This is a genomic window from Pseudomonas saudimassiliensis, from assembly GCF_000939975.1.
Classification (GTDB): Bacteria; Pseudomonadota; Gammaproteobacteria; order Pseudomonadales; family Pseudomonadaceae; genus Halopseudomonas; species Halopseudomonas saudimassiliensis.
In genome coordinates this window covers 325,214-345,565 of record NZ_LK391969.1, presented here as the reverse complement: position 1 = coordinate 345,565, position 20,352 = coordinate 325,214, and the positions used below count along the sequence as shown (strand labels likewise).

General features: G+C 63.0%; 17 protein-coding genes. 8 read left to right on the top strand and 9 right to left on the bottom strand.

What is annotated here, in order from left to right; translation table 11 throughout:
• The first annotated feature begins 71 nt into the window (after positions 1–71).
• The 3 genes from VG99_RS01740 to VG99_RS01730 all read left to right on the top strand — a co-directional run bounded on the left by VG99_RS01740 (position 72) and on the right by VG99_RS01730 (position 3,190).
• On the top strand, positions 72–965 hold the full coding sequence (locus VG99_RS01740) for a DMT family transporter (protein WP_044498020.1): 894 nt from the start codon (positions 72–74) through the stop codon (positions 963–965).
• A gap of 115 nt (positions 966–1,080) precedes the next feature.
• A complete protein-coding gene (locus VG99_RS01735; protein ID WP_044498018.1) occupies positions 1,081–2,778 on the top strand; it encodes a metallophosphoesterase family protein in 1,698 nt (565 codons plus the stop codon).
• A gap of 169 nt (positions 2,779–2,947) precedes the next feature.
• Complete coding sequence (locus VG99_RS01730) at positions 2,948–3,190, top strand: hypothetical protein (RefSeq protein ID WP_044501360.1); 243 nt, start codon at positions 2,948–2,950, stop codon at positions 3,188–3,190.
• On the opposite strand, the gene VG99_RS01725 is transcribed toward VG99_RS01730, so the two are convergent.
• The 3 genes from VG99_RS01725 to VG99_RS01715 all read right to left on the bottom strand — a co-directional run bounded on the left by VG99_RS01725 (position 3,169) and on the right by VG99_RS01715 (position 7,734).
• Positions 3,169–5,478, bottom strand: a complete 2,310-nt coding sequence (locus VG99_RS01725) for an ATP-dependent DNA helicase (RefSeq protein WP_044498017.1) — start codon at positions 5,476–5,478, stop codon at positions 3,169–3,171. The genes VG99_RS01730 and VG99_RS01725 overlap by 22 nt on opposite strands.
• Positions 5,475–7,136, bottom strand: coding sequence for a VRR-NUC domain-containing protein (locus VG99_RS01720; protein ID WP_044498015.1), 1,662 nt, complete (start codon positions 7,134–7,136; stop codon positions 5,475–5,477). The genes VG99_RS01725 and VG99_RS01720 overlap by 4 nt, the downstream gene beginning before the upstream one ends.
• A 91-nt stretch (positions 7,137–7,227) precedes the next feature.
• Entirely contained in the window at positions 7,228–7,734 is a 507-nt protein-coding gene (locus VG99_RS01715) for an ankyrin repeat domain-containing protein (protein ID WP_044498013.1), read from the bottom strand.
• 146 nt (positions 7,735–7,880) lie between these two features.
• On the opposite strand from VG99_RS01715, the gene VG99_RS01710 reads away from it, so the two are divergent.
• Complete coding sequence (locus tag VG99_RS01710) at positions 7,881–8,114, top strand: DUF2789 domain-containing protein (protein ID WP_044498012.1); 234 nt, start codon at positions 7,881–7,883, stop codon at positions 8,112–8,114.
• A gap of 106 nt (positions 8,115–8,220) precedes the next feature.
• Entirely contained in the window at positions 8,221–9,417 is a 1,197-nt protein-coding gene (locus VG99_RS01705) for a Bcr/CflA family multidrug efflux MFS transporter (RefSeq protein ID WP_044498011.1), read from the top strand.
• Between the two features lie 52 nt (positions 9,418–9,469).
• Here VG99_RS01705 and fabB read toward each other — a convergent pair whose 3' ends face one another.
• The 6 genes from fabB to VG99_RS01675 form a co-directional block, all read right to left on the bottom strand.
• Complete coding sequence (gene fabB / locus VG99_RS01700) at positions 9,470–10,687, bottom strand: beta-ketoacyl-ACP synthase I (RefSeq protein WP_044498008.1); 1,218 nt, start codon at positions 10,685–10,687, stop codon at positions 9,470–9,472.
• A gap of 11 nt (positions 10,688–10,698) precedes the next feature.
• Complete coding sequence (fabA, locus tag VG99_RS01695; protein ID WP_044498007.1) at positions 10,699–11,214, bottom strand: 3-hydroxyacyl-[acyl-carrier-protein] dehydratase FabA; 516 nt, start codon at positions 11,212–11,214, stop codon at positions 10,699–10,701.
• A 202-nt stretch (positions 11,215–11,416) separates the two neighbouring features.
• Positions 11,417–12,985 carry a class I adenylate-forming enzyme family protein gene (locus VG99_RS01690; protein WP_044498006.1) on the bottom strand — a complete coding sequence of 523 codons (1,569 nt, stop codon included), beginning with the start codon at positions 12,983–12,985 and terminating at the stop codon, positions 11,417–11,419.
• 113 nt (positions 12,986–13,098) lie between these two features.
• The gene (locus VG99_RS01685) at positions 13,099–15,000 is read right to left on the bottom strand and encodes an ATP-binding protein (RefSeq protein WP_044498005.1); all 1,902 of its coding nucleotides are present in this window, start codon (positions 14,998–15,000) and stop codon (positions 13,099–13,101) included.
• Entirely contained in the window at positions 14,997–15,881 is an 885-nt protein-coding gene (locus VG99_RS01680) for a hypothetical protein (RefSeq protein ID WP_158023868.1), read from the bottom strand. The genes VG99_RS01685 and VG99_RS01680 overlap by 4 nt, the downstream gene beginning before the upstream one ends.
• A 60-nt stretch (positions 15,882–15,941) precedes the next feature.
• On the bottom strand, positions 15,942–18,131 hold the full coding sequence (locus VG99_RS01675; protein ID WP_044498001.1) for a TonB-dependent receptor plug domain-containing protein: 2,190 nt from the start codon (positions 18,129–18,131) through the stop codon (positions 15,942–15,944).
• A 125-nt stretch (positions 18,132–18,256) separates the two neighbouring features.
• Here VG99_RS01675 and VG99_RS01670 point away from each other — a divergent pair, with 125 nt between their 5' ends.
• Genes VG99_RS01670 through sixA form a run of 3 tightly spaced genes read left to right on the top strand, consistent with a single transcriptional unit; the run spans position 18,257 to position 20,351 of the window.
• Positions 18,257–19,306 (top strand): NAD(P)H-dependent glycerol-3-phosphate dehydrogenase, encoded by a 1,050-nt coding sequence (locus tag VG99_RS01670; protein ID WP_044497999.1) that lies wholly within the window; start codon positions 18,257–18,259, stop codon positions 19,304–19,306.
• Positions 19,303–19,875: a DUF4389 domain-containing protein gene (locus tag VG99_RS15430; RefSeq protein ID WP_052508653.1), complete on the top strand. Its 573-nt coding sequence runs from the start codon at positions 19,303–19,305 to the stop codon at positions 19,873–19,875. Before VG99_RS01670 ends, VG99_RS15430 begins: the two co-directional genes overlap by 4 nt.
• Positions 19,872–20,351 carry a phosphohistidine phosphatase SixA gene (gene sixA, locus VG99_RS01660; RefSeq protein ID WP_044497998.1) on the top strand — a complete coding sequence of 160 codons (480 nt, stop codon included), beginning with the start codon at positions 19,872–19,874 and terminating at the stop codon, positions 20,349–20,351. Before VG99_RS15430 ends, sixA begins: the two co-directional genes overlap by 4 nt.
• Position 20,352 lies beyond the last annotated feature (1 nt).

Here is a 20,352-nt window from a genome sequence, read left to right as displayed (position 1 = left end):
ACTACGGCGCCAGACGCCAGTGTCCATGGGCCGTATGCGCCGGGTAACCTCCGCCTTTTTCGAGACTATCGATGAACGTTTTTCTATATGCGGCCACTGTGCTGATCTGGGGCACCACCTGGATTGCCATCAGTATGCAGACCGGCCCGGTGCCGGTGCTGGTGTCGGTGTTCTACCGCTTTGCTATCGCCGGCGGCCTGATGCTGCTGGTGCTGGGCTTGAGTGGACGGTTGCAGAAACTGGGGCGCGGCGACCATCTGTTCTGCCTGCTGCAGGGGATGTGCGTCTTCGGCTTCAATTTCGTGTGTTTCTATACCGCCAATGCCTATATCAACAGCGGCCTGGAGTCGGTGCTGTTTTCCCTGGCGATCCTGTTCAACGCGCTCAATGGCGTGATCTTCTTCGGTCGGCGGATTACCCGGCGGTTGATGCTGGCCAACCTGCTGGGGTTCGCCGGCATCATCAGCCTGTTCTGGCATGACCTTACCGGTGGGGAGATGTCCAATGGCACCTTGCTGGGTATTGGCCTGAGCCTGCTGGGTACCTACGGCTTTTCCCTGGGCAACATGATCAGCGTGCGCTTCCAGCAGCGTAAACTCGACCTGCTGTCGACCAACGCCTGGGCCATGGGCTACGGCGCGTTGACCATGCTGGTACTGGCGCTGGTCACCGGGGCCAGCTTCACCATCGAGCAGACCCCGGGCTATATCGGCTCGCTGCTGTACCTGGCCTTGATCGGTTCGGTTATCGGCTTTGCTACCTACTTCTCGCTGATCGGTCGGATCGGCGCCGGCCCGGCGGCTTACACCACGGTGATGTTCCCATTGATCGCGCTGGGCATGTCGACGCTGTTCGAGGGTTATCAGTGGACCGGCGCGGCGGTGCTCGGGTTGGTGCTGATCCTGGTGGGTAACGTGGTGATGTTCTACCAGCCGAAAGCGGCGGCGATGCCGACTCGGCATTGACGGGGAGCCGCTGGGGCAGGCCCGCCAGCGGTATCAAATGTTCTCGGAAGTGCAACAGGGATGACATGAAGCGCTGCCATGCTGCGCTTCACCGCAATCCTACCGAGATACCCGTATGCAGAAGACCGCCCTGGCGACCTTGATTGTCGCCGCTTCCAGCCTCTGGCTGACCGCCTGCCTGGACAGCTCCAGCTCCTCCAGCGATAAAACCGTGACGCCGCCGGGCGAGACTGCCCCGGCTACCCGCGTTCTGGTGAAGCCCTACCTGCAGAACCCGACTGACGACGCCATCAGCGTCATCTGGTTTACCGATACGCAGGTGCCGGGTGAGCTGGTGGTGGAGGGGGTTGGCCGTTTTGCTTCCACGCCCGAGCTGGTCGAGGCACTGGGTTATGGCGACAGCGAGATAGCTTATATCCACGGCGATAAGAATGTCGGTGGTATCCATGCCGAGGTGGTTGATGGGCAGGCGCCGGCGTTGCCATACCGGCATCTGGTGCGGGTTGAGGGGCTGAGCGCAGCGACCCGCTATGACTATGAGGTTCGCCAGCCTGGCAGCGAGACGGCGATGACGGCGCAGTTCACTACCGCACCCGCTATCGGCGAGCGTGCCAGCGTGCGCTTCCTGGCCATGTCCGACATGGAAACCGAGCCGGAGTCTACCGGCAAGACCGTGGCCTGGGGGGCCAGCGCTGCGGCCGGCGGTGGTGACAAGCTGGCTACCGATACCGCGACCTACGACCGGCAGTACCCGGTCGACCAGACCACCGGCTACCGCGCCAATATCCAGTACGCCATGGAGCGCCAACCGGATTTCTGGCTGATCGCCGGTGACCTGGTGGAGAAGGGCGGTCGGCAGCTGGACTGGGATGAGTTCTGGCGCCACGCCGCGGGCGAGTGGAGTGACTTTGCCTCCCGCACGCCGATCTTCCCAGCCCTGGGCAACCATGAAAACTACTGGCATCCCGAGGGCGGTTCCTATTCCCCGCCGGCGGTGATGCGCTCCTATGACAAGTGGAACAGCTACTGGGAGTTGCCCCGCAACTACGGCACCGATGAGCGCTACGAGAAACGGTACTACCGGGTGGACTATGGTCCGGTCACGCTGATCACCCTCGACTCGTCCAATGGCGATGACAGCGACCCGCTGAAGGATACCAACCTGGCCATCGATGGCGTTCAGTCCCGGGTGCCGGATTTCAATCGCGGTAGCGAACAATGGAACTGGGCGGCGAGTGAGCTGGCGGATGCCCAGGCCCGGGGCCAGGTGATCTTCGTCCAGTTCCACCACACACCCTTCGGGACCGGTGTCCACAGTCTGCCGTCGGGGAGCGCCGGTATCGCCAGCAATGAGGACAGCCAGTCCGGCCAGCCGATGCGCATCTACCATGAGCTGTTCGAGCGTTATGGCGTGACCGCGGTACTCGCCGGGCATGATGAGCTGCTCGAGTACGTTGAGATCGATGGCGTGCATTACTGGGACGTGGGCTTTGCGGGAGACGGCCTGCGGGGCCCAGGCTACGCGCCCACCACCGACTACGTGCCCTTCGACCAGTTGCCAGCCCAAGCCCAGGCCAGCCACTGGAGTGCCCATGGCGATGCGCCGGAAATCTGGAACGGCAATCAACTGATCGACGGCGGCAAGCACTACGGCTTCCTGGAAGTGGAAGTGCGGCCCAGCGACGGTCAGGATTATGAAGTCGTCATGACGCCCCGCTATGCCTTTCCGTTGATGGATGAGCAGGGCGCGGCCACCGGCGAGTTTGCCCATCGTCAGTACAACAAGGTGGTAAGGGTGGCGGTCGAGCGCTAAGTCGACCCGGCCCGGCGTTCATCGGCCCGCCGCGACGTTTTCCGGCTAAGCGGCGGGCTTGGGGGCCCGCATCGCGCCGGGGCAGCGCTCCTACAACCAACAGGAGAAGATGAAAGTGGCAGGGGCCCGCGCTAGAATCGGCGGTCCTTTCAAGCAGGTACTGAACACCATGGAATATTTCATCATCGCCTTCGCCGTGCTCAGCGGGTTGTATTTTCACTGGTGGTTGATGGTGCGCATCCGCCGCTGGAGCAACCGGGACCTGGCGCTGTCCATGGCGGGCGAGGATCAGGCCAAGCGCGACTACATGCTCGAGCAACTGGCCGAGGCGCAGCGGCGCAAGGTCGGCCGCAAGGAATTGGAGCCCTGGTTGCAGCGCGCGGCTGATGCCTATCCGGGAAACAGGGATTGACTGGTGCCTGGCGCAGGCTGGTGTTCCAGTCGGTACCGCTCGGGCTGCCACCATTGAGGCAATAATTGCCGTACGGCCAGCTGGCCGAAGCGGTCATCGAGCAGCCAGACCACGCCTTCGTCCTCGGTGGTGCGGATGACCCGTCCGGCTGCCTGCACCACCTTCTGCAAACCCGGGTACAGATAGGCGTAGTCGTAGCCCTGGCCGAACATCTGTTCCATGCGGCTTTTTACTTCTTCAGTGACCGGGTTGACCTGGGGTAACCCCAGGGTGGCGATGAAGGCGCCGACCAGGCGCTTGCCCGGCAGGTCTATCCCCTCACCGAAGGCGCCACCCAGCACCGCGAAACCGATGCAGCGGGAGTCGTCGGTGAATTCCTCGAGAAAGGCCTCCCGCTGTGCTTCATTCATCTGCCGTGATTGCTCGCGCACGGGGATCTCGGGCCAGCTCGCACGGAAGGTATCCAGTACCTGTTGCAGATAGGCGTAGCTGCTGAAAAACGCCAGGTAATTGCCGGGGCGCTCGCGAAACTGCTGCGCCATCACCTGGGCGATGGGCAGCAGGCTGCGGGCGCGGTCCTGATAGCGGGTCGAGAGGTTGCTGACAAAACGCACCTGCAACTGCTCGGCGCTGAACGGGGACTCCACATCCAGCCATTGGGTGTCCGCCGGCAGGCCAAGCAAGTCGGCATGGTAATGCTGGGGGCTGAGCGTGGCGGAGAACAGGGTGCTGCTGTGGGCGGCGGTAAAACGGTCGCGGAGAAAGGGCGCCGGGACGATGTTGCGCAGGCACAGGGTCGACAGGGTGCGACGGCCGAGCTGAAGCCGGGTGATATCGAACAGGGAGTGGGGCCCGTGGTGATCGGCGAGGCGGCAGAACAGCATGGCGTCCAGATAGAAACGCAGCAGCGCCGCGTCGTTGCCCTCCGGCTGGTCGCTCAGGTGGTCGGTGATCGCACTGACGGCTTTCTGCAGGCTGAGCACGAAGAGATCCGGGATCGTCGGATGGATCTGGTAGTCGTCCTGCTGGTCCCGGTGCAGCTGGTTCCAATGGCGGCTCACCCGGTCCAGGGTCGATTTCAGTGCGCTGGGCGCCGTCTTGCGCAAGGCATTGAAGCTGCCCTGGTCGAGCTCAGCGGTATACATGCCGCGGCCCCGGTCGATCAGGTTATGGGCCTCGTCCACCAGCAGGGTTATTCGCCAGTCATTCACCACCGTCAGGCTGTAGAGCAGGGCGGTCATATCAAAGTAGTAGTTGTAGTCAGCCACCACGATATCGGTCCAGCGGCATAGCTCCTGGCTCAGGTAGTAGGGACACACCCCGTGGGCCAGGGCGGTGTCGCGGACGGCCTGACGGGTCAGCCAGCGCCGCCCGAGCGCTGCCTCCCGGGCCGCCGGCAGCTTGTCGTAGAACCCCTTGGCAAGGGGGCATGAGTCGCCGTGACAGGCACGCTCCGGGTATTCGCAGGCCTTGTCCCGGGCGACATGCTCCAGTACGCGTAGCGGCATTTCTGGCTGCTGCGCGCGCAGGCTGGCCAGGGCATCCAGGGCCAGCTGGCGCCCGGGCGTCTTGGCCGTGAGAAAGAACAGCCGGTCGAGCTGCTGCTCGGGAAAGGCCTTGAGCTGCGGGAAGAGCGTGCCCAGGGTCTTGCCGATGCCCGTGGTGGCCTGGGCCATCAAGGTGTGGCCGTCCCGGGCGGCGCGGTATACCTGGTTGGCGAGTTGGCGCTGCCCGGTGCGAAAGGACGGCCAGGGAAACTGCAGCTGCACAAGGCAAGCGTCGCGGGCCAGGCGGTGGGCGCTTTCCTGCTCGGCCCAGGTGAGGAAGCGGCGGCACTGCAGCTCGAAGAACTCGCGCAGGCTCGCGGCACCAAAGCGTTCGCGGTAGGGCGTTTCCTGCTGGCTGAGTACGTTGAAATAGACTACCGCCAGGTCGATCTCGTCTAACTCGTACTCCGCGCAGAGCAGCCAGCCATAGACCTTCACCTGCGCCCAGTGCAGCAGGCGGTGATTGTGCGGGATGCGCTTGACGTCGCCCCGGTGGGTCTTGATTTCCTCCAGCAGATTGAGCGCGGGGTCATAGCCGTCGGCGCGGCCGGCGACGAGCAGACCTTGGTAGCTGCCGACCAAGGCGACCTCGCTCAGGTAGTCGGGCCCACGCCGGGCGACCACTGTCCGGTGGCCCGCCATGCCCTCCTGGGCGCTGGGTGCCGGGGTGAAGCGCAGATCGAGGTCGCCTTCCCGGGCGGTGAACTCACACAGCGCGCGTACCGCAATGCGGTAGTTCACGGGTTGGCCCACTGGACATGGCAGACCGCGACCGGCATGTCGTGGCGATGGCAGAACTCCAACCAGCGCCGCTGGTTGTCCTGGAGGCGGTCACCGGGGCCTTTTACCTCGATCATCCGGTAACTGCCCTGCTCGGGCCAGAACTGGATAAGGTCGGGCATGCCGGCGCGATTGGCGCGGATATCTTGCAGCAGGCGCAGGAACCAGGCTCGCAGGTGGGCGGGCGGCAGGCATTGTAGAGCCTGGTTCAGCAGCGTTTCGGTCAGCAGCGACCAGTGGACGAAGGGGCTCTGGATGCCCTGCTTGGCCTGCCAGGTACGGCGGATACTGTGCTGCCAGGCATCGCTGTCCAGTCGGACCAGGCAACGCTCGAACAGCGGACGCCGCCGGTGCTGGAAGTCGGGGCTGTGCAGGTCGGCTGGGGCGCTCTGGAATGGGTGAAAGAAGGCGCCGGGCAGGGGCGCGAAAATGGCGTCCCAGCAGAGCAGGCCGAACAGGCCGGTGATCAGGCTGTTTTCCACGTAATGCACGGGAGCCTGGGGTGAATCCAGATGCTCGCGTACCGCAGCCTCCACGCCCAGCGCGTGGGGACCCGGGAGGTTCAGGTCGAGCCGCGTGGTGATGCCATCAACAGCTGGCGGGTGAGCCGGCTGGCCGAGCTTGCGCGCCAGGCGTCGTTGCACCCGCAGGGCGAGCTGCAGCTCCGCCTCGCTTTCTGGGGCATCGAGGGAATCCTGGACCAACGCCCAGGCCTGTTCATGCTGCTGCAGCTTCTCGAGTATACGAATCTGCCGCTGGCGGGCACCGCTCCAGCCGCTGCGTGCGTATAACGCCAGGGCCTGTTGCAGGTCTGCTTCCCGCTCCAATTGGCGGGCGAGGTCGAACAACAAGCGATCGTGGCGGCTGCGCAGCCAGGGATTGGCGTACTCCTGCTGGCCGAGCAACTCGAGTACCTCCAGGCAGGGTTGCCCCGCTTCCAGTTGGGTGCGGCACTGGTGCAGGTGACGATACAACTCGATATCCAGGCGGCAGGAAAAACCCCGGGACTCCGGGGTCAGCGCCACTTGCTCGTAGCGGAAGATACCCAGCTCGGCGAGCACGAACTCCTCCCACCCCTGGGAAAGATTGCCGAAGAACATCAGCCGCAGGCGTTCGCACAGGTCGCCGATCCGCAGCGTCAGCAGGCGTTCCGGGCTGGCGGGACACCATTGGTGAAAGCCGCGAGCTTCGGTTGCGGTCGACAGGCGTTGCACCAGCTCGGGTTTGCGCAGGGTGCGCAGCTCAGGCGCGGGAGACAGCAGCGCGATGATTTCGTCCCGGCGCAGCAAGGTACCCAGCTCGGCGGCGCCCAATGGGTGGCAATCATCCAGCCAGCCCAGTTCCAGCAAGGGCGCGGCGGCGGCGTCGAGATCGCCGATTTCCGGATAGTTGAGGCGGCTGCTGCGAAAATGTGGCCCCTTGCGCATGATCAACCTGACCAGCAGCGCCTGCGAGGCCTGGGGCAGGGCATCGAAGCAGGTCAGGAAGACCTGTTCCTCGTCGTTGAGCAGGTCGGCATAGCGTTGCCGCAGCCAGGTCGTTGCCTGCCGGAAGTTGTGCAGGTAGTAGAACGGCGCCGGCTGGTTCGCGGTAGCTGGAGAGGTGGGCTGGTTGGGCATACAGTATTCTGCCTGCGCTACCGCCCGCGCTTCAAGCCCTGGGTGACAGATGGAGCCCTGCGCGGGAGCGGCGCGCAGGGCAACCGATCTCTCAGAGCTGTTCGAGGCGGGTGACGGCGTCACCGGCGTCCATGGTGCGGGCCAGTTCGAGCGCCGTCTTGCCATCGGCATCGGTCGCCTGTGGGTCGGCGCCGGCCTGCAGCAGGCGCTCCAGCATGTCCACCCGATTGAACATGGCGGCATACATCAGGGGTGGCTTGCCCCCGGTTGGGCAGCCATTGGCATCGGCACCGCTGGTCAGCAGCAGCTCCAGCATGTCCATGTCGCCCTTGAACACGACGCCCGCCAGGGGCGTCTGGCAGCGGTCATTTGCCAGCTCCGGGTCGCCGCCATGGGCGAGCAGCACGCGGGCGGCATCCAGGTGACCGTTGTAGCAGGCCAGCATCAGCAGGCTGTCACCCTTGCTGTTGCGCAGGTTGGCGGGTAGGCCAGCTTTCAGCATGTTCTGCAGCTGCTCGGCGTCGCCATGGCGGGCCAGGTCGAACATGCGCTCGGCAAAGGCGAGGGTTTCGTCATCCAGAGTAGGTCGGTCAGCCATCACAGTTACTCCCGGGAAAAATCCCATTGTGCCTTCGCCTCGCGGGCAGGTCACGCCCGGTAAACGGCCAGGAAAGGAAGTTAGCCGGAACCAAACGGCAACTTCTGCTTCAATGAATACAAGACTAGCAACCAGAGGAGCTACCCATGGAATTACCCAACAAGCAATTGAGTGACCTGTTTGACCAGCTTGGCCTGTCTTCCACGCCCGAAGATATCGAGGCCTTTATCGCGAGCCATCGCTTGCCCGAGGATGTGAAACTGGTCGATGCGCCGTTCTGGACGCCGGGTCAGTCACAGTTCCTCAAGGAGGAATTTCGCGAAGATGCCGAGTGGGCGCCCATTGTCGATGAGCTGAATGTCCGTTTGCATGAGCATTAAACCGGCAGCATGACCTGATGAAGGTTTAACTGGTTCGGCGTGATCTGGCATCATGTCCGCTTGCGTCGAACCCGCTGTCGTTCGGCCCCCGCTTCCTGGACGTTACATGACATTACGCTTGCTTCTCATCCTGGGTGGCTTGAGTGCCTTCGGGCCTTTGGCCATCGATCTCTACCTGCCCGCGTTCCCTGCCATTGCGCAATCCTTTGCCACCGATTCCGAGCACGTCCAGCTTAGCCTGTCCGCCTATTTCATCGGTCTGGCCCTGGGGCAGCTCTTTTATGGCCCCCTGGCGGATCGCTTTGGCCGCCGCCCGCCACTGTTGTTTGGTATCGGTCTGTTCACCGTGGCATCGGTCGCCTGTGCCCTGGCGCCGAGCCTGGAATGGCTGATCGCCGCGCGTTTTGCCCAGGCCCTGGGTGGCTGCGCGGGCATGGTGGTCAACCGGGCGGTGGTCCGGGATATCTGCACGCCCATCGAAGCGGCGCGAGCTTTCTCCCAATTGATGCTGGTAATGGGGGTGGCGCCCATATTGGCGCCGTTGGCCGGTGGCTGGATGTTGCTGCTCGGTGGTTGGCAGGTGATCTTCGTCTTCCTGGCGATCTTTGCCGGTGTCTTCGGTTTCCTGGTGTTCTTCCGGTTACCGGAAACCCTGCCCGCGCATCTTCCTCCCAGCCGATTGTCCAGTGCCCTGGGGCGCTATGGTCGGCTGCTGAAGGAACCTCAGTTCATGTTTCACGCGCTGACCGGGGGGATTGCCATGGCTGGGATGTTTGCCTATATCGCCGGCTCCCCCTTTGTCTTTATCGAGCTGTATGGCGTGCCGGTTGAACATTACGGCTGGTTCTTCGGCATGAATTCGGCGGGCTTTGTACTGGCGGCGCAGTTCAACAGCCGGCTGCTGCGCAAGCGCACGCCCCTCCAGTTATTGAAAGTCACCACTTTGCTGTTCATGGGCAGCACCATTGCACTGTCCGCGGTGGCGCTGCTCGAACCGCCCTCGCTGTGGCCGCTGCTGGTGCCGCTGTTCTGCTGCATGGCTTTGCTGGCGCTGGTGTTGCCCAACTCCTCGGCCTGCGCTTTGGCGGGCCACGGACACCAGGCCGGGGTCGCCTCGGCGCTGATGGGGACACTGCAGTTCGCCATCGCTGGGGTGGTATCGGCACTGGTGGGCACGCTGCACAACGGCACGGCGTTACCGATGACCGGTATGATCACTCTGTGCGGAATAGGCGCCGCTACCATGGCACTGTTGGCGCGCCGGGTGGAGCGCGCGCAGCAGGCTGCTCTGCAGCTGCGGTAACGGAAGAAGGGAAAGAAAGAAGGCGGGCAGAGGGCTCTGCCCGCCATCAGTCTCAGGCGCCGTTCCAGCGCTTGAGGATCAGGGTGGCGTTGGTGCCACCGAAGCCGAAGCTGTTGGACATGATCAGGTCAACGGCCTGGTCCAGGCGCTCACGCAGGATCGGCAGATCAGCAGCGTTCTCGTCCAGCTCTTCGATGTTGGCCGAGGCGGCGAGGAAGTTGTCGCGCATCATCAGCAGACAGTAGATGGCTTCCTGGACACCCGCGGCGCCCAGCGAGTGGCCCGACAGGCTCTTGGTGGAGCTGATCTTCGGTGCCTTGTCGCCGAACACTTCACGGATGGCCTTGAGCTCGGCCACGTCGCCCACCGGGGTGGAGGTGCCGTGGGTGTTCAGGTAGTCGATGGTGCCCTCGACGGTCGCCATGGCTTGCTGCATGCAGCGTACCGCGCCTTCACCGCTGGGGGCGACCATGTCGTAGCCGTCGGAGGTGGCGCCATAGCCGACCACTTCGGCGTAGATCTTCGCACCGCGGGCCAGGGCGTGCTCCAGCTCCTCGACCACCACCATGCCGCCACCGCCGGCAATGACGAAACCGTCACGCTTGGCGTCGTAGGCACGGGAAGCCTTTTCCGGGGTGTCGTTGTACTGGGTGGACAACGCGCCCATGGCGTCGAACAACATGGACTGGCTCCAGTGCTCCTCTTCGCCGCCGCCAGCAAACACCACATCCTGCTTGCCCAACTGGATCTGCTCCATGGCGCTGCCGATGCAATGGGCACTGGTGGCGCAGGCGGAGGAGATCGAATAGTTGATGCCCTTAATCTTGAAGGGGGTCGCCAGGCAGGCGGAAACGGTGCTGCCCATGGTGCGCGGCACGCGGTACGGCCCGATCTTCTTCACGCCCTTTTCCCGCAGGATGTCGACCGACTCCATCTGGTTGAGGGTGGAGGCGCCACCGCTACCGGCAATCAGGCCGGTGCGCGGGTTGCTGATCTGCTCTTCAGTCAGGCCGGCGTCGGCAATTGCCTGTTGCATGGACAGGTAGGCAAAGGCGGCGGCATCGCCCATGAAGCGCTTGACCTTGCGGTCGATGGCAGCCTCCAGGTCGATTTTCACGCTGCCCGAAACATGGCTGCGCAGACCCATTTCGGCGTATTCAGGGTTGTAGGTAATGCCCGACTTGCCTTCTTTCAGGCTGGCAGCCACGCTTTCCAGATCCTGGCCGAGGCAGGAAACAATGCCCATACCGGTAATCACGACACGACGCATAGTGGTGATCCTCAGAAGCTATCAGTAGAAGTGAACAGGCCCACCCGCAGACCTTCCGCGGTGTAGATCTCGCGGCCATCGACCGCCATGCTGCCATCGGCAATGCCCAAGGTCAGGGCGCGGTTGATGGTGCGTTTGATATGTATGGTATAGGTGACTTTTTTCGCGGTTGGCAGAACCTGACCGAAAAACTTCACTTCGCCCGAACCCAGGGCGCGGCCGCGGCCTTCATAGCCCAGCCAGCCCAGGTGGAAGCCAACCAGCTGCCACATGGCGTCGAGGCCCAGGCAGCCCGGCATCACCGGATCGCCTTCGAAATGGCAGGCGAAAAACCACAGGTCGGGATGGATATCCAGCTCGGCAACGATTTCGCCCTTGCCGAAGCGGCCGCCCGTGTCGCTGATGTGGGTGATGCGGTCGATCATCAGCATGTTGGGGGCTGGCAACTGTGCGTTACCGGGGCCGAACAACTCGCCACGACTGCACTTAAGCAGATCTTCCCGGCTGAACGCATTTTGTTTTGACATAGAGGCTCCTGCTCTCCCCGTTCGGTGGGGCGCTATTATATCGGCATGGCGGGGGGTTGATGAACGGTTAATCCGCCAGCGTAAGCTCAGACTGCTGCAACGGGGTGAAAGTCACACCCGGGCAGACGCGAGGCGTTGAGGATACCCGTGATGCCAGCCGAGGACAAAAATTTCTGTCCCCTGGCTGGCAACGACGGGCAATTCAATCGAGGGTGCCGAACTCTCCGTGGAACTGATCGCGCAGTTCCCGCTTGAGTACCTTGCCGATGGCGCTGCGCGGCAACTCATCGGTAAGGATCAGCCGATTCAGGCGCTGGGTCTTGCCCACCTGGCCGTTGAACCACTGCAGGATCTGCTCCGCGGGGGTATCCGCTCCCGGTTTGAGTACCCCATAGCCGACCGGCGTTTCGCCCCAACTGGTGGAGGGTACGCCGATGACAGTGACTTCCTGCAGGTCCGGATGTTGCCGCAGGATAGCCTCCAGATCACTGGGGTAGATATTGAAACCGCCGCTGATGATCATGTCCTTGCGCCGGTCCATCAAAGTGAGAAAGCCTTCTTCATCAAAGCGACCAACATCCCCGGTACGGATGAAGCGCTTGCCGGTGTGGTCGTACCATTCGGCTTCGGCGGTCTTTTCGGGCTTGTTCAGGTAACCGCTCATCATGGCCACAGAATGACCCACTACTTCGCCGATTTCCCCGTGGGGAAGCTCGTTGCCGTCCTCATCGATGACGCGCATGTCATGGCCATCCAGCGGGCGACCGACGGTGTCCAACTTGTCGGGGAACTGGTGGGCCAGCAGCATGCAGGAGCCACCACCCTCGGTCATGCCATAGAATTCCACCAGCCCGCCGGGCCAGCGCGCCAGCACGTCCGCCTTGAGCTCGCCATGGAAGGGCGCGCTGGTGCTGAACTTCATCTGGAAACTGGACAGGTCATAGCGGTCGAAATCGTCACGGCTCATGATCCGCTGGTATTGCACCGGCACCAGCATGGTGTGGGTGGCGCGATGCTGCTCGGCCAGCTCCAGGTAGGTCTTTGCATCAAACTTGCTCATCAGCACCAGGGTGCCGCCCAGGCCGATGGTCGGCAGAAAGGACACCAGGGTGGTGTTGGAGTACAGCGGGGTCGACATCAAGGTGACGCATTCGGGACCGTAGCCGAAGGCGATACCACGCTGGATATGCGCCCAGCGCATGCGGTGGTCATGGACGATGCCCTTGGGCTCCCCGGTGGTGCCTGAGGAGTAGATCACATTGAACAGGGTCTCGGGCGTTAGCTCGACCGGTGCGGGCGGGGTGTCCGCCAGCCACGCGTTGAAACCCGTAGCTGGCTGGCTGTCATCCAGATGCAGCAGTGGGGTTTCCAGCTGCCCAGCTACCGGCTCGAGCGCCTCGGCAACGGGCTGATCGACAAATAGCAGCCGCGCTGCGGAATCCTTCACCATGGTCACCAGGCTGGCGGCGGTGGACGAGGGCGCCAGGGGAGCGACCACCATGCCGGCGCGCAGGGCAGCGAGGAATAAAACCACGTAGGGCGCCGAGTTGGCGGCGCAGATGGCAATAGCCTCCCCGGGCTGCAGCCCATCACGTTGCAGCGCCGCGGCAGCTCGATCGACCTGGGCATCGAGTTCGGCGTAACTGAGATGGTGAGGCCCCTGGATGACGGCAGGATGATCGGGCCGGTGCCTGGCGTTGAGGGCCAGCAGTTCGGGCAGGGTAGTGAAGGGTGATTCCAGCGTGATCGGGTAATCGGCTACAGCGCTCATGCCTGGTGAATTCCTGAAAAGACGAAGAGGCATCAGTGTGGCGCGTTGCCGCGGATGAATCCATTACCCGGATGTTACGAAATGCCAGTCGATCAGCCGGATTGATGCAGCGGTCAGGCCCAGCGGTCGAGTACCTCCCGCAGCGCCTTGCGGGTGACCGGTTTGCTGAGAAAGCCCTGCATGCCGGCTTGTTCGCTGCGTCGGCGGTCCTCCTCGGAGGCGCTGGCAGTCAGCGCGATACAGGGTCGCGGCTGCAGGTGACGCTCCTCACAGTGTTGCCGATACCACTGGAAGGTGTCGAACCCGTTCATGTCCGGCAGCTGGATATCCATGAAGATCAGCGAGAAGGGTTGGTTCGGGTCCTTGAGCAGTTGCAGTGCCTGTTGCGCATCATCGGCAATCACTACCGGGAGGGACAGGCTGCGCAGCATGCCTTCTATCACCATCTGGTTCACCGGGTTGTCCTCTACCAGCAACACCGGGAGGGCGCTGGGGCGGGCGACCTCCGGGAGCTGGGCTTGCTGCCCAGGCCGCTGGCCGTCGGAGAGTGCCAGGGGAATGGTCAAGGTGAAGCAGGAGCCTGCGCCCGGCTGACTGGTGGCAGCCAGGTCGCCGCCCATCTTGCGCGCAAAATTGCGGGCAATGGACAGGCCGAGGCCGGTGCCACCGAAGCGCCGTGACGTGCTGCTATCGCCTTGCTGGAAGGCGTCGAACATATGTTCCAGGCGCTGCGGATCCATGCCGATGCCGCTGTCAGTCACCTCGCATACCAGCTGCAGCATGCCTTCGGGATTCCCTTGCCAGCGGGCACGCAGGGCGATCCGGCCGTGCTCGGTGAACTTCAGCGCGTTGCCCAGCAGATTGACCAGGATCTGCCGTAGCCGCGTTGGATCGCCCATGACCTCGGGCGCTGCGGGGTGGCCATGCCATTCGGTGTCGAGGGTCAGGCCCTTCTGGCTGGTGGCGTGTTCAAAGGCAACCGCGGTCCGTTCCAGCAGCGCGGGCAGGCTGAAGGGGATGTGCTCGAGTTCGAAGGCCTCCCGCTCGACCCGGGACAGGTCGAGAATATCGTTGATGACCTTCAACAGGTGGTCGGTAGATTCGCTGGCTATCCGGCAATATTCAACCTGCTCGCTGGTCAGGTCGGTGGTCTCCAACAGTTGCAACATGCCCATCACGCCGTTCATTGGGGTGCGCAGTTCGTGACTCATCATGGCGAGGAAGTCCGACTTGGCACGGTTGGCCTGTTCGGCCTGCTCCCGGGCATTGATGAGTTCCGTCATGGCTTGCTGCTGCTGGGCCTGCGTCTGTTCCAACGTAGTGGCCAGACGGTTGATGTTATTCATCAGCTCGCCGATCTGGTTGCGCTCGCGCACCTTCAACCGGGTGTCCAGACGCCCGTCCTGCAGCGCCTGGACGGCCCTGCGCATTTCTACCAGGGGTAAGGCGAACGCCCGGGCCAGGCGGGTCGATAACAACAGCGCAGCGAGCAGGACCAGCGCCCCGAGCAGCAGGCTGCGGAGCAGGATGCTGCGCTGGCGCTCGACGAAGGGCTGGTAGCTGAGGCTGATCCTGACCATCCCCAGTTTCTGGCTTTGGTCCGCTTCGGTGGCCGGCGTGTTGAGCAGGAACAGGTCATAGTGCAGCGGAATGCGCTGACGCTCGATATCGGCATGGAACAGCCGCAGCGGGCCGGTTTCAGCAGGCTGCTTTTGCTCCATCGCCAGCAACTTGCCGTGCTGGTCGAGCACCTCCACCTTGTATACATGGGGGATCTTCAATGATCCCTGGATCAGACTTTCCAGCAACTCCATATTGCCGGTGATGATGCCGTACTCGGTTGCCGGCGCCAGTTGGTCGGCGATCAATTGCCCTGTGGTTTCCATTTCCTGGTTCAGGGCTTCGAGGCGCACATGGGTGAAGTAGGCAAGCAGTACTACGCCGAGCAGGGTGGCCGGGAGGAGGGCGATGGTGATCAGACGGCGGTTAATGCTGCCACGGCGGAAGATGTTCATCGGGTTTGCTCCATGGCAAGGATGCGGCGCATCAGCTCTCCATCATCGGGGGGCGGCAAGCCAAGCGAATGGGCTACCTGATCGTTGCTCAGTACGGAAAACTGTTCAGGATAGCGGATGGCGGCGGGCTTCCACGGCTGCCGCCAGGCGGCGATGACGCTCTCGGCCATGTTTTCCGGGGTGCTATAGGTGGTACTCAGGCTACCAGCGGCGATAAAGGGCGCCGACGGCCCGATCAGCACCCGCCGCCGGGCGTAGCTGGTGAGCAGTAGCGTCTTGAGGTTCTCGGCGTTATAGAGGGCCGGATCATCCAGCCCCACCAGCACATCACTCTGATTCAGTACGTCACTCAGTCGGCGCGGCAGCTCATCCGCATGAGCGACGCCGCGGGCATAGAGGGTTACGCCCTGGCGGGCGGCGGCGGCCTGCCAAAAGCGCTGCTGCCATTGCTGCTGCTCGCTGAACAACAGTCCTGCGGTGTTCATGTGCGGGATGAGCAGCTGAGCCAGTCGCAATTGCCGGTCGGGCTTGGCACTGGCCAGCAATATCTGCACCGAAGACGGGCGCACGCTGTCGTGCAGCTCGCGCAGCCCGTCCAGGGTGACATAGGTGGCAATCGTCGGGATCTGGGACGATTGCGCCAGGCGCCACTGCAAGGCTTCCTGGCCCATGGTCACCAACAGGGAGGCTGAATCCGGAACCTGTGGGATGCCCAGCACATGGACCTCGAGCCTGTCCGCAGGCATGCGACTGGCCAGCGCCTCGACGAAACTGCGCGTCAGGACGGTATCCTGCGGGATGACGACCCCGATGGTGTCTGCCCAGCTACCCATGGAGAGCAGCCAGGCCAGAGCCAGCATTAGCAGACGAGGCATACGCATGGCCTGGTCCGGTCCCGGTGAAGTTGGTGCACGATGACGATCCCTGTCAATCCGTTAGGTTCAGAAGTTTAGCCCAGCACTGAGGTAAAGGTGACTGGGACTGTCATATAAATTTTCATCCCAGGTCAGGGCTTCATTATCGAGCCGGTATTGCCAGACCAGGGCGAAGGTCAGACTGGTGTCGTCCCGGAAATTCAGTTTCTTCTCGATACGTGAGTCGATGCGCTCGAAACGCCGTTCGTTAAGCTGATCGGCGCCGTAATAAAGAAGGCTGGTATTGACCCCATGCGGCCACTGGTGCAGCCAGGCGACACTGCCTGAATGGTGAGCCGTGAGACGCTGGTCGTAACGGCTGGTAGCGTCGTAATCGATACGGGAGTGGGTCAGCCGAATCCGATCTGCGCGGGTTGCCTGCCAGTCGAGCTCGGTCTCGACACCCTTGAAGCGGATCTGTGAGTCGTTGTTGGGCAGGAAGTTGTCGATCTTCAGGGGTTCGCTGTTCATGCCGGTGATGCGCTCATGGAAGACCCGAACATCGACCTGCAGGCCCAACTGGTGGAAGCTGCCATGATAGCCGAGCTCCCGGGAACGCATGCGCTCCTGGTCCAGGTCGCCGGGTCCCTGGGCGTGGCTGTACAGGGTTACCGGTCCGCTGACCGGCCCGCTGAGGTTGCGCACCTGATAACGCCAGTCGGCGTTGTTTTCATACATGTCCGGGGAGCGCACCGCTTCCGCATAGACGGCCCGCAAGCTGTGCTGGGGTGCGATGAAGAAGTGAGTGGCCAGTCGGGGCGAGAAGGAGCCGCCGATCAGGTGGTCGTCTTCATACATGCCGCCGGCCTGGAACAACCAGCGCCGATGGGGGCGGTATTCCAGATTGCTGAACAGCTGGACAATGGTGTTGTCCAGGGCACCGGAGAAGTAGGTTTCCGAGTCGACCCGGTCGTAGCGATAGCTGCCGCCACTGAGTAGGCGCAGCCGCGGAGAAAGGCGCAGGGAGTCCTGAACCTCTACCTGGAACCGCGTTTCCCGGATGTTCTCGTTGATATCCCAGCAGGCCGGCTCGCTGCCGCGGTACTGGGTGGTCTCTGCCAGCAGCTGGTTGGCCAGTTCCTGCATCTGCGGCGTATAGGTCTCGCCGGCGCTACTGAGGTAGCGGTCGATGTACTGGTCCAGGGTTTCGCGGCGGTTGGGTTTGTCCAAGTAGCTGCTGACCCGGCGTGCCGCCAGCTGGCTCAGGGAGTTGAGTTGCCGCAGCCGATCGGAAAAGACCACGGGGGAATCACACACCCGCCAATCCCGCAGCCGCTCCAGATGCTGGGCGTGCGCCTGGACCTGCAGCTGATGGTCAGGGTTGAAATCGAGCTTCCATAGCCCCTGAGTGGCAAAGTCCCGTCCGCGCACGTCGGCGTCGGGTTGATGCGCGTTGATAGCGCGATCAACGAGCGAATTGCCATCCTCATGGTCCAGGTAGGTGCTGTAGTCGTAGGGGTGCTGGCGACTGGTTTCGCTCGCTGACAATTGCCAGTCGAGTGACTGGTTGGGGGTCAAATTCCACAGATGACGCAGGTTCATCCGGCTGGAGCGCAGGCTGTCCCGATAGTCATTGCCATCCTCGTCATGGTCAAACCCGTCATCCTGCTGGCTGGCGAGGCTCAAGCGCCAGCTATGCTGCATATCCCCGCCGCCATGTCTGGCATACCAGTCCCGGACGCCACGCTTGCCGTGGGTATATTTCAGAGAGGTGCCCTGGGTTTCCAGCGGTAGTCGGGTGATGATGTTGATCACCCCCATCAAGGCATTGGCGCCGTACGCGGCGGTATTCGGACCGCGAAAGACTTCGATGCGGTCGATGTCTTCGATGTTCAGAGCCAACTCGGCCCAATCCACCGTGGCCAACCCTGAGCGGTAAACCGAGCGCCCATCCACCAGTACCTGCAACCGTCTGGCCTCGGTGACATTGGTGCCGTGGTAGTTCACGTTGGCTTGATTGCCCCGTCGATAACCGATGTGCATCCCGGGCACCAGTCGCAGCAGCTCCGGCACGCTGCGCGCGCCGCTGGCCTGGATCAGCTCACGATTGAGTACCGTCATGCTGCCGGGAATCTCGGCAGGCGGCTGTTTCAGCCGGGTGGCACTGAGAACGGTGGGCAGGTGCAGCTCTCCCAGGCTTTCTGCCGCAGCCATTGAGGGCAGCAAGAGCATCAGAGCTGTCAGGAAGGCACGTGGCGGTTGTGGCTGTATGAGCATGACTTGGCGCGTCAGATGTGGCGAGGGTGCATAGTAACGGGCCAGCCAGGTTTTTTCATCTGCGCTTCGCTGTTATTGTTCGCAGACATATACTGACGGCTGTTATCTGGCTTAAGGGAATTTGCATGACCGACCTCGAGGTCCCCGTCGCCGTCCTGGGCGGCGGCAGTTTCGGTACCACGCTGGCCAATCTGCTGGCCAACAATGGCGTTCCGGTAACGCTGTGGCTGCGTAACGAAGAGCAGGCCAGAGAGATGCGTGAACGGGGCGAAAACACCCGTTATCTGCCGGGCATAAAACTCGACCCGCAGTTGATCATAAGCACCGATATGGCCGCGGCGCTGAACGCAGCGGAACTGGTCTTTCTGGCCATTCCCAGTAGTGCCTTTCGCAGCGTGCTGCAGCAGATCGGCCCGGGGCTGGCGGGTAAAGGGGTGATCAGCACCACCAAGGGCATCGAGCAGCCGGGCTTTCTGATGATGAGCCAGATCGTCGAGCAGGAAGTGCCCGAAGCTCGCGTGGCGGTACTGTCCGGCCCCAACCTCGCCCGGGAAATGGCCGCCGGCGCCTTGACCGCGACCGTGGTGGCCACCGAAGACGATGCGCTGAGCGTCCAGGTCCAGGCAGTATTGGGCTGCAAGAGTCTGCGGGTATATGCCAGCCGGGACCGTTATGGGGTCGAGCTGGGCGGGGCGCTGAAGAACGTCTATGCGATCATCTCCGGTATGGCGGCGGCCATGGGGGTAGGTGAGAACACCAAGAGCATGCTGATCACCCGGGCACTGGCGGAAATGACCCGCTTTGCCGTGCATATGGGGGCCAATCCGTTGACCTTCCTGGGGTTGGCCGGGGTAGGCGACCTGATTGTCACCTGTACCTCGCCGATGTCTCGCAATTATCAGGTGGGCCATGCGCTGGGCAAAGGGCAGACGCTGGAAGAGAGCATTGCCCGGCTCGGCCAGGTTGCCGAAGGGGTGAATACCCTCAAGGTGCTCCGGCAGAAATCCCTGGATGAGGGGGTCTATATGCCATTGGTGGCTGGCCTGCATGCCATCATCTTCGAGCAGCAGCCGTTGACGGATGTCATCGGCCGGCTGATGAGCGCTGAGCAGAAACACGATGTCGAGTTTTCCGCCTTCATGGCGTGTACCCCATTGACCAAGGAGCAGAAATGAACGCTTTCAAAGAGAACATCACCTCCGCCGACTTCTGGCTGCGTCTGATCTACACCCTGTTGTTCGCCCTGGCCTGGCAGGTGGTCGAGGTATTGCTGGCGGCCATCCTCGTTTTGCAGATCGTGTTCCGGCTGTTTACCGGCGAGCCCAACGCGCAACTGGCCGGTTTTGGCAACAGCCTGTCGCAGTACGCCTGGCAGATGGGGCGTTATGTCACCGGTGCCGCGGAAGAGAAGCCCTGGCCCTTCATGGAATGGCCCGACGAGGACGCCCAGTGGCAACCGCGCCCGGCGCAGGAGCCGGTGGTTGTCGATCCCGCCGAGGCGGCGCCAGTGCCCCCGGTAACGCCGGTGGTGCCGGACACCCACACCCCCGCGGCGGATGTTCCAGCGGAGCCCGCGGTGGTAGAGCCGGTGATCATTGTGGAAGAGACCGCGCCGACTACCACAACCGAGCCCGTGTCCTCGTCGGATCAGGAAATCATTGTCGAGCCACCGATCCTGCGGCCGGACACCGATGCGGATGATCTCGGTGACACGCCCGGTGACGGCAGCAGGCTCAAGCCGTGAGGTTGTGGATTCTGCGCCACGGCGAAGCTGAGCCCACGGCGGCCAGCGACGCCGAACGGCAGTTGACGGACCACGGGCGGGCCGAAGTGGCGAGCATGGCCCCGCAGCTTGAGGGGCATGCGCTGGAGGCTATCATCGCCAGCCCCTACCGCCGGGCCCAGCAGACGGCCGAGCTGATGCGTCAGGAACTCGGGTTTCGCCGCAGCATCATCACCGTGGACTGGCTGACTCCGGACAGTGATCCCTTGATGGTGCTGGACCAGCTGGCTGATCGCGTCGAAGGGGAGCTCCTGCTGGTCAGCCACCAACCCCTGGTCGGGCAACTGCTCAGCCTGCTGCTGGATGGCCACCGGCAGCGGCACTACCCCATGCCGACGGCCGGGCTGGCCTGTCTGGATATGGTCCTGCCGGCTGCCGGTGTGGCCAGCCTGATCAGCCTGGATGATCCAGCCAGTATCCGGGAGCAACTGGGGTAAT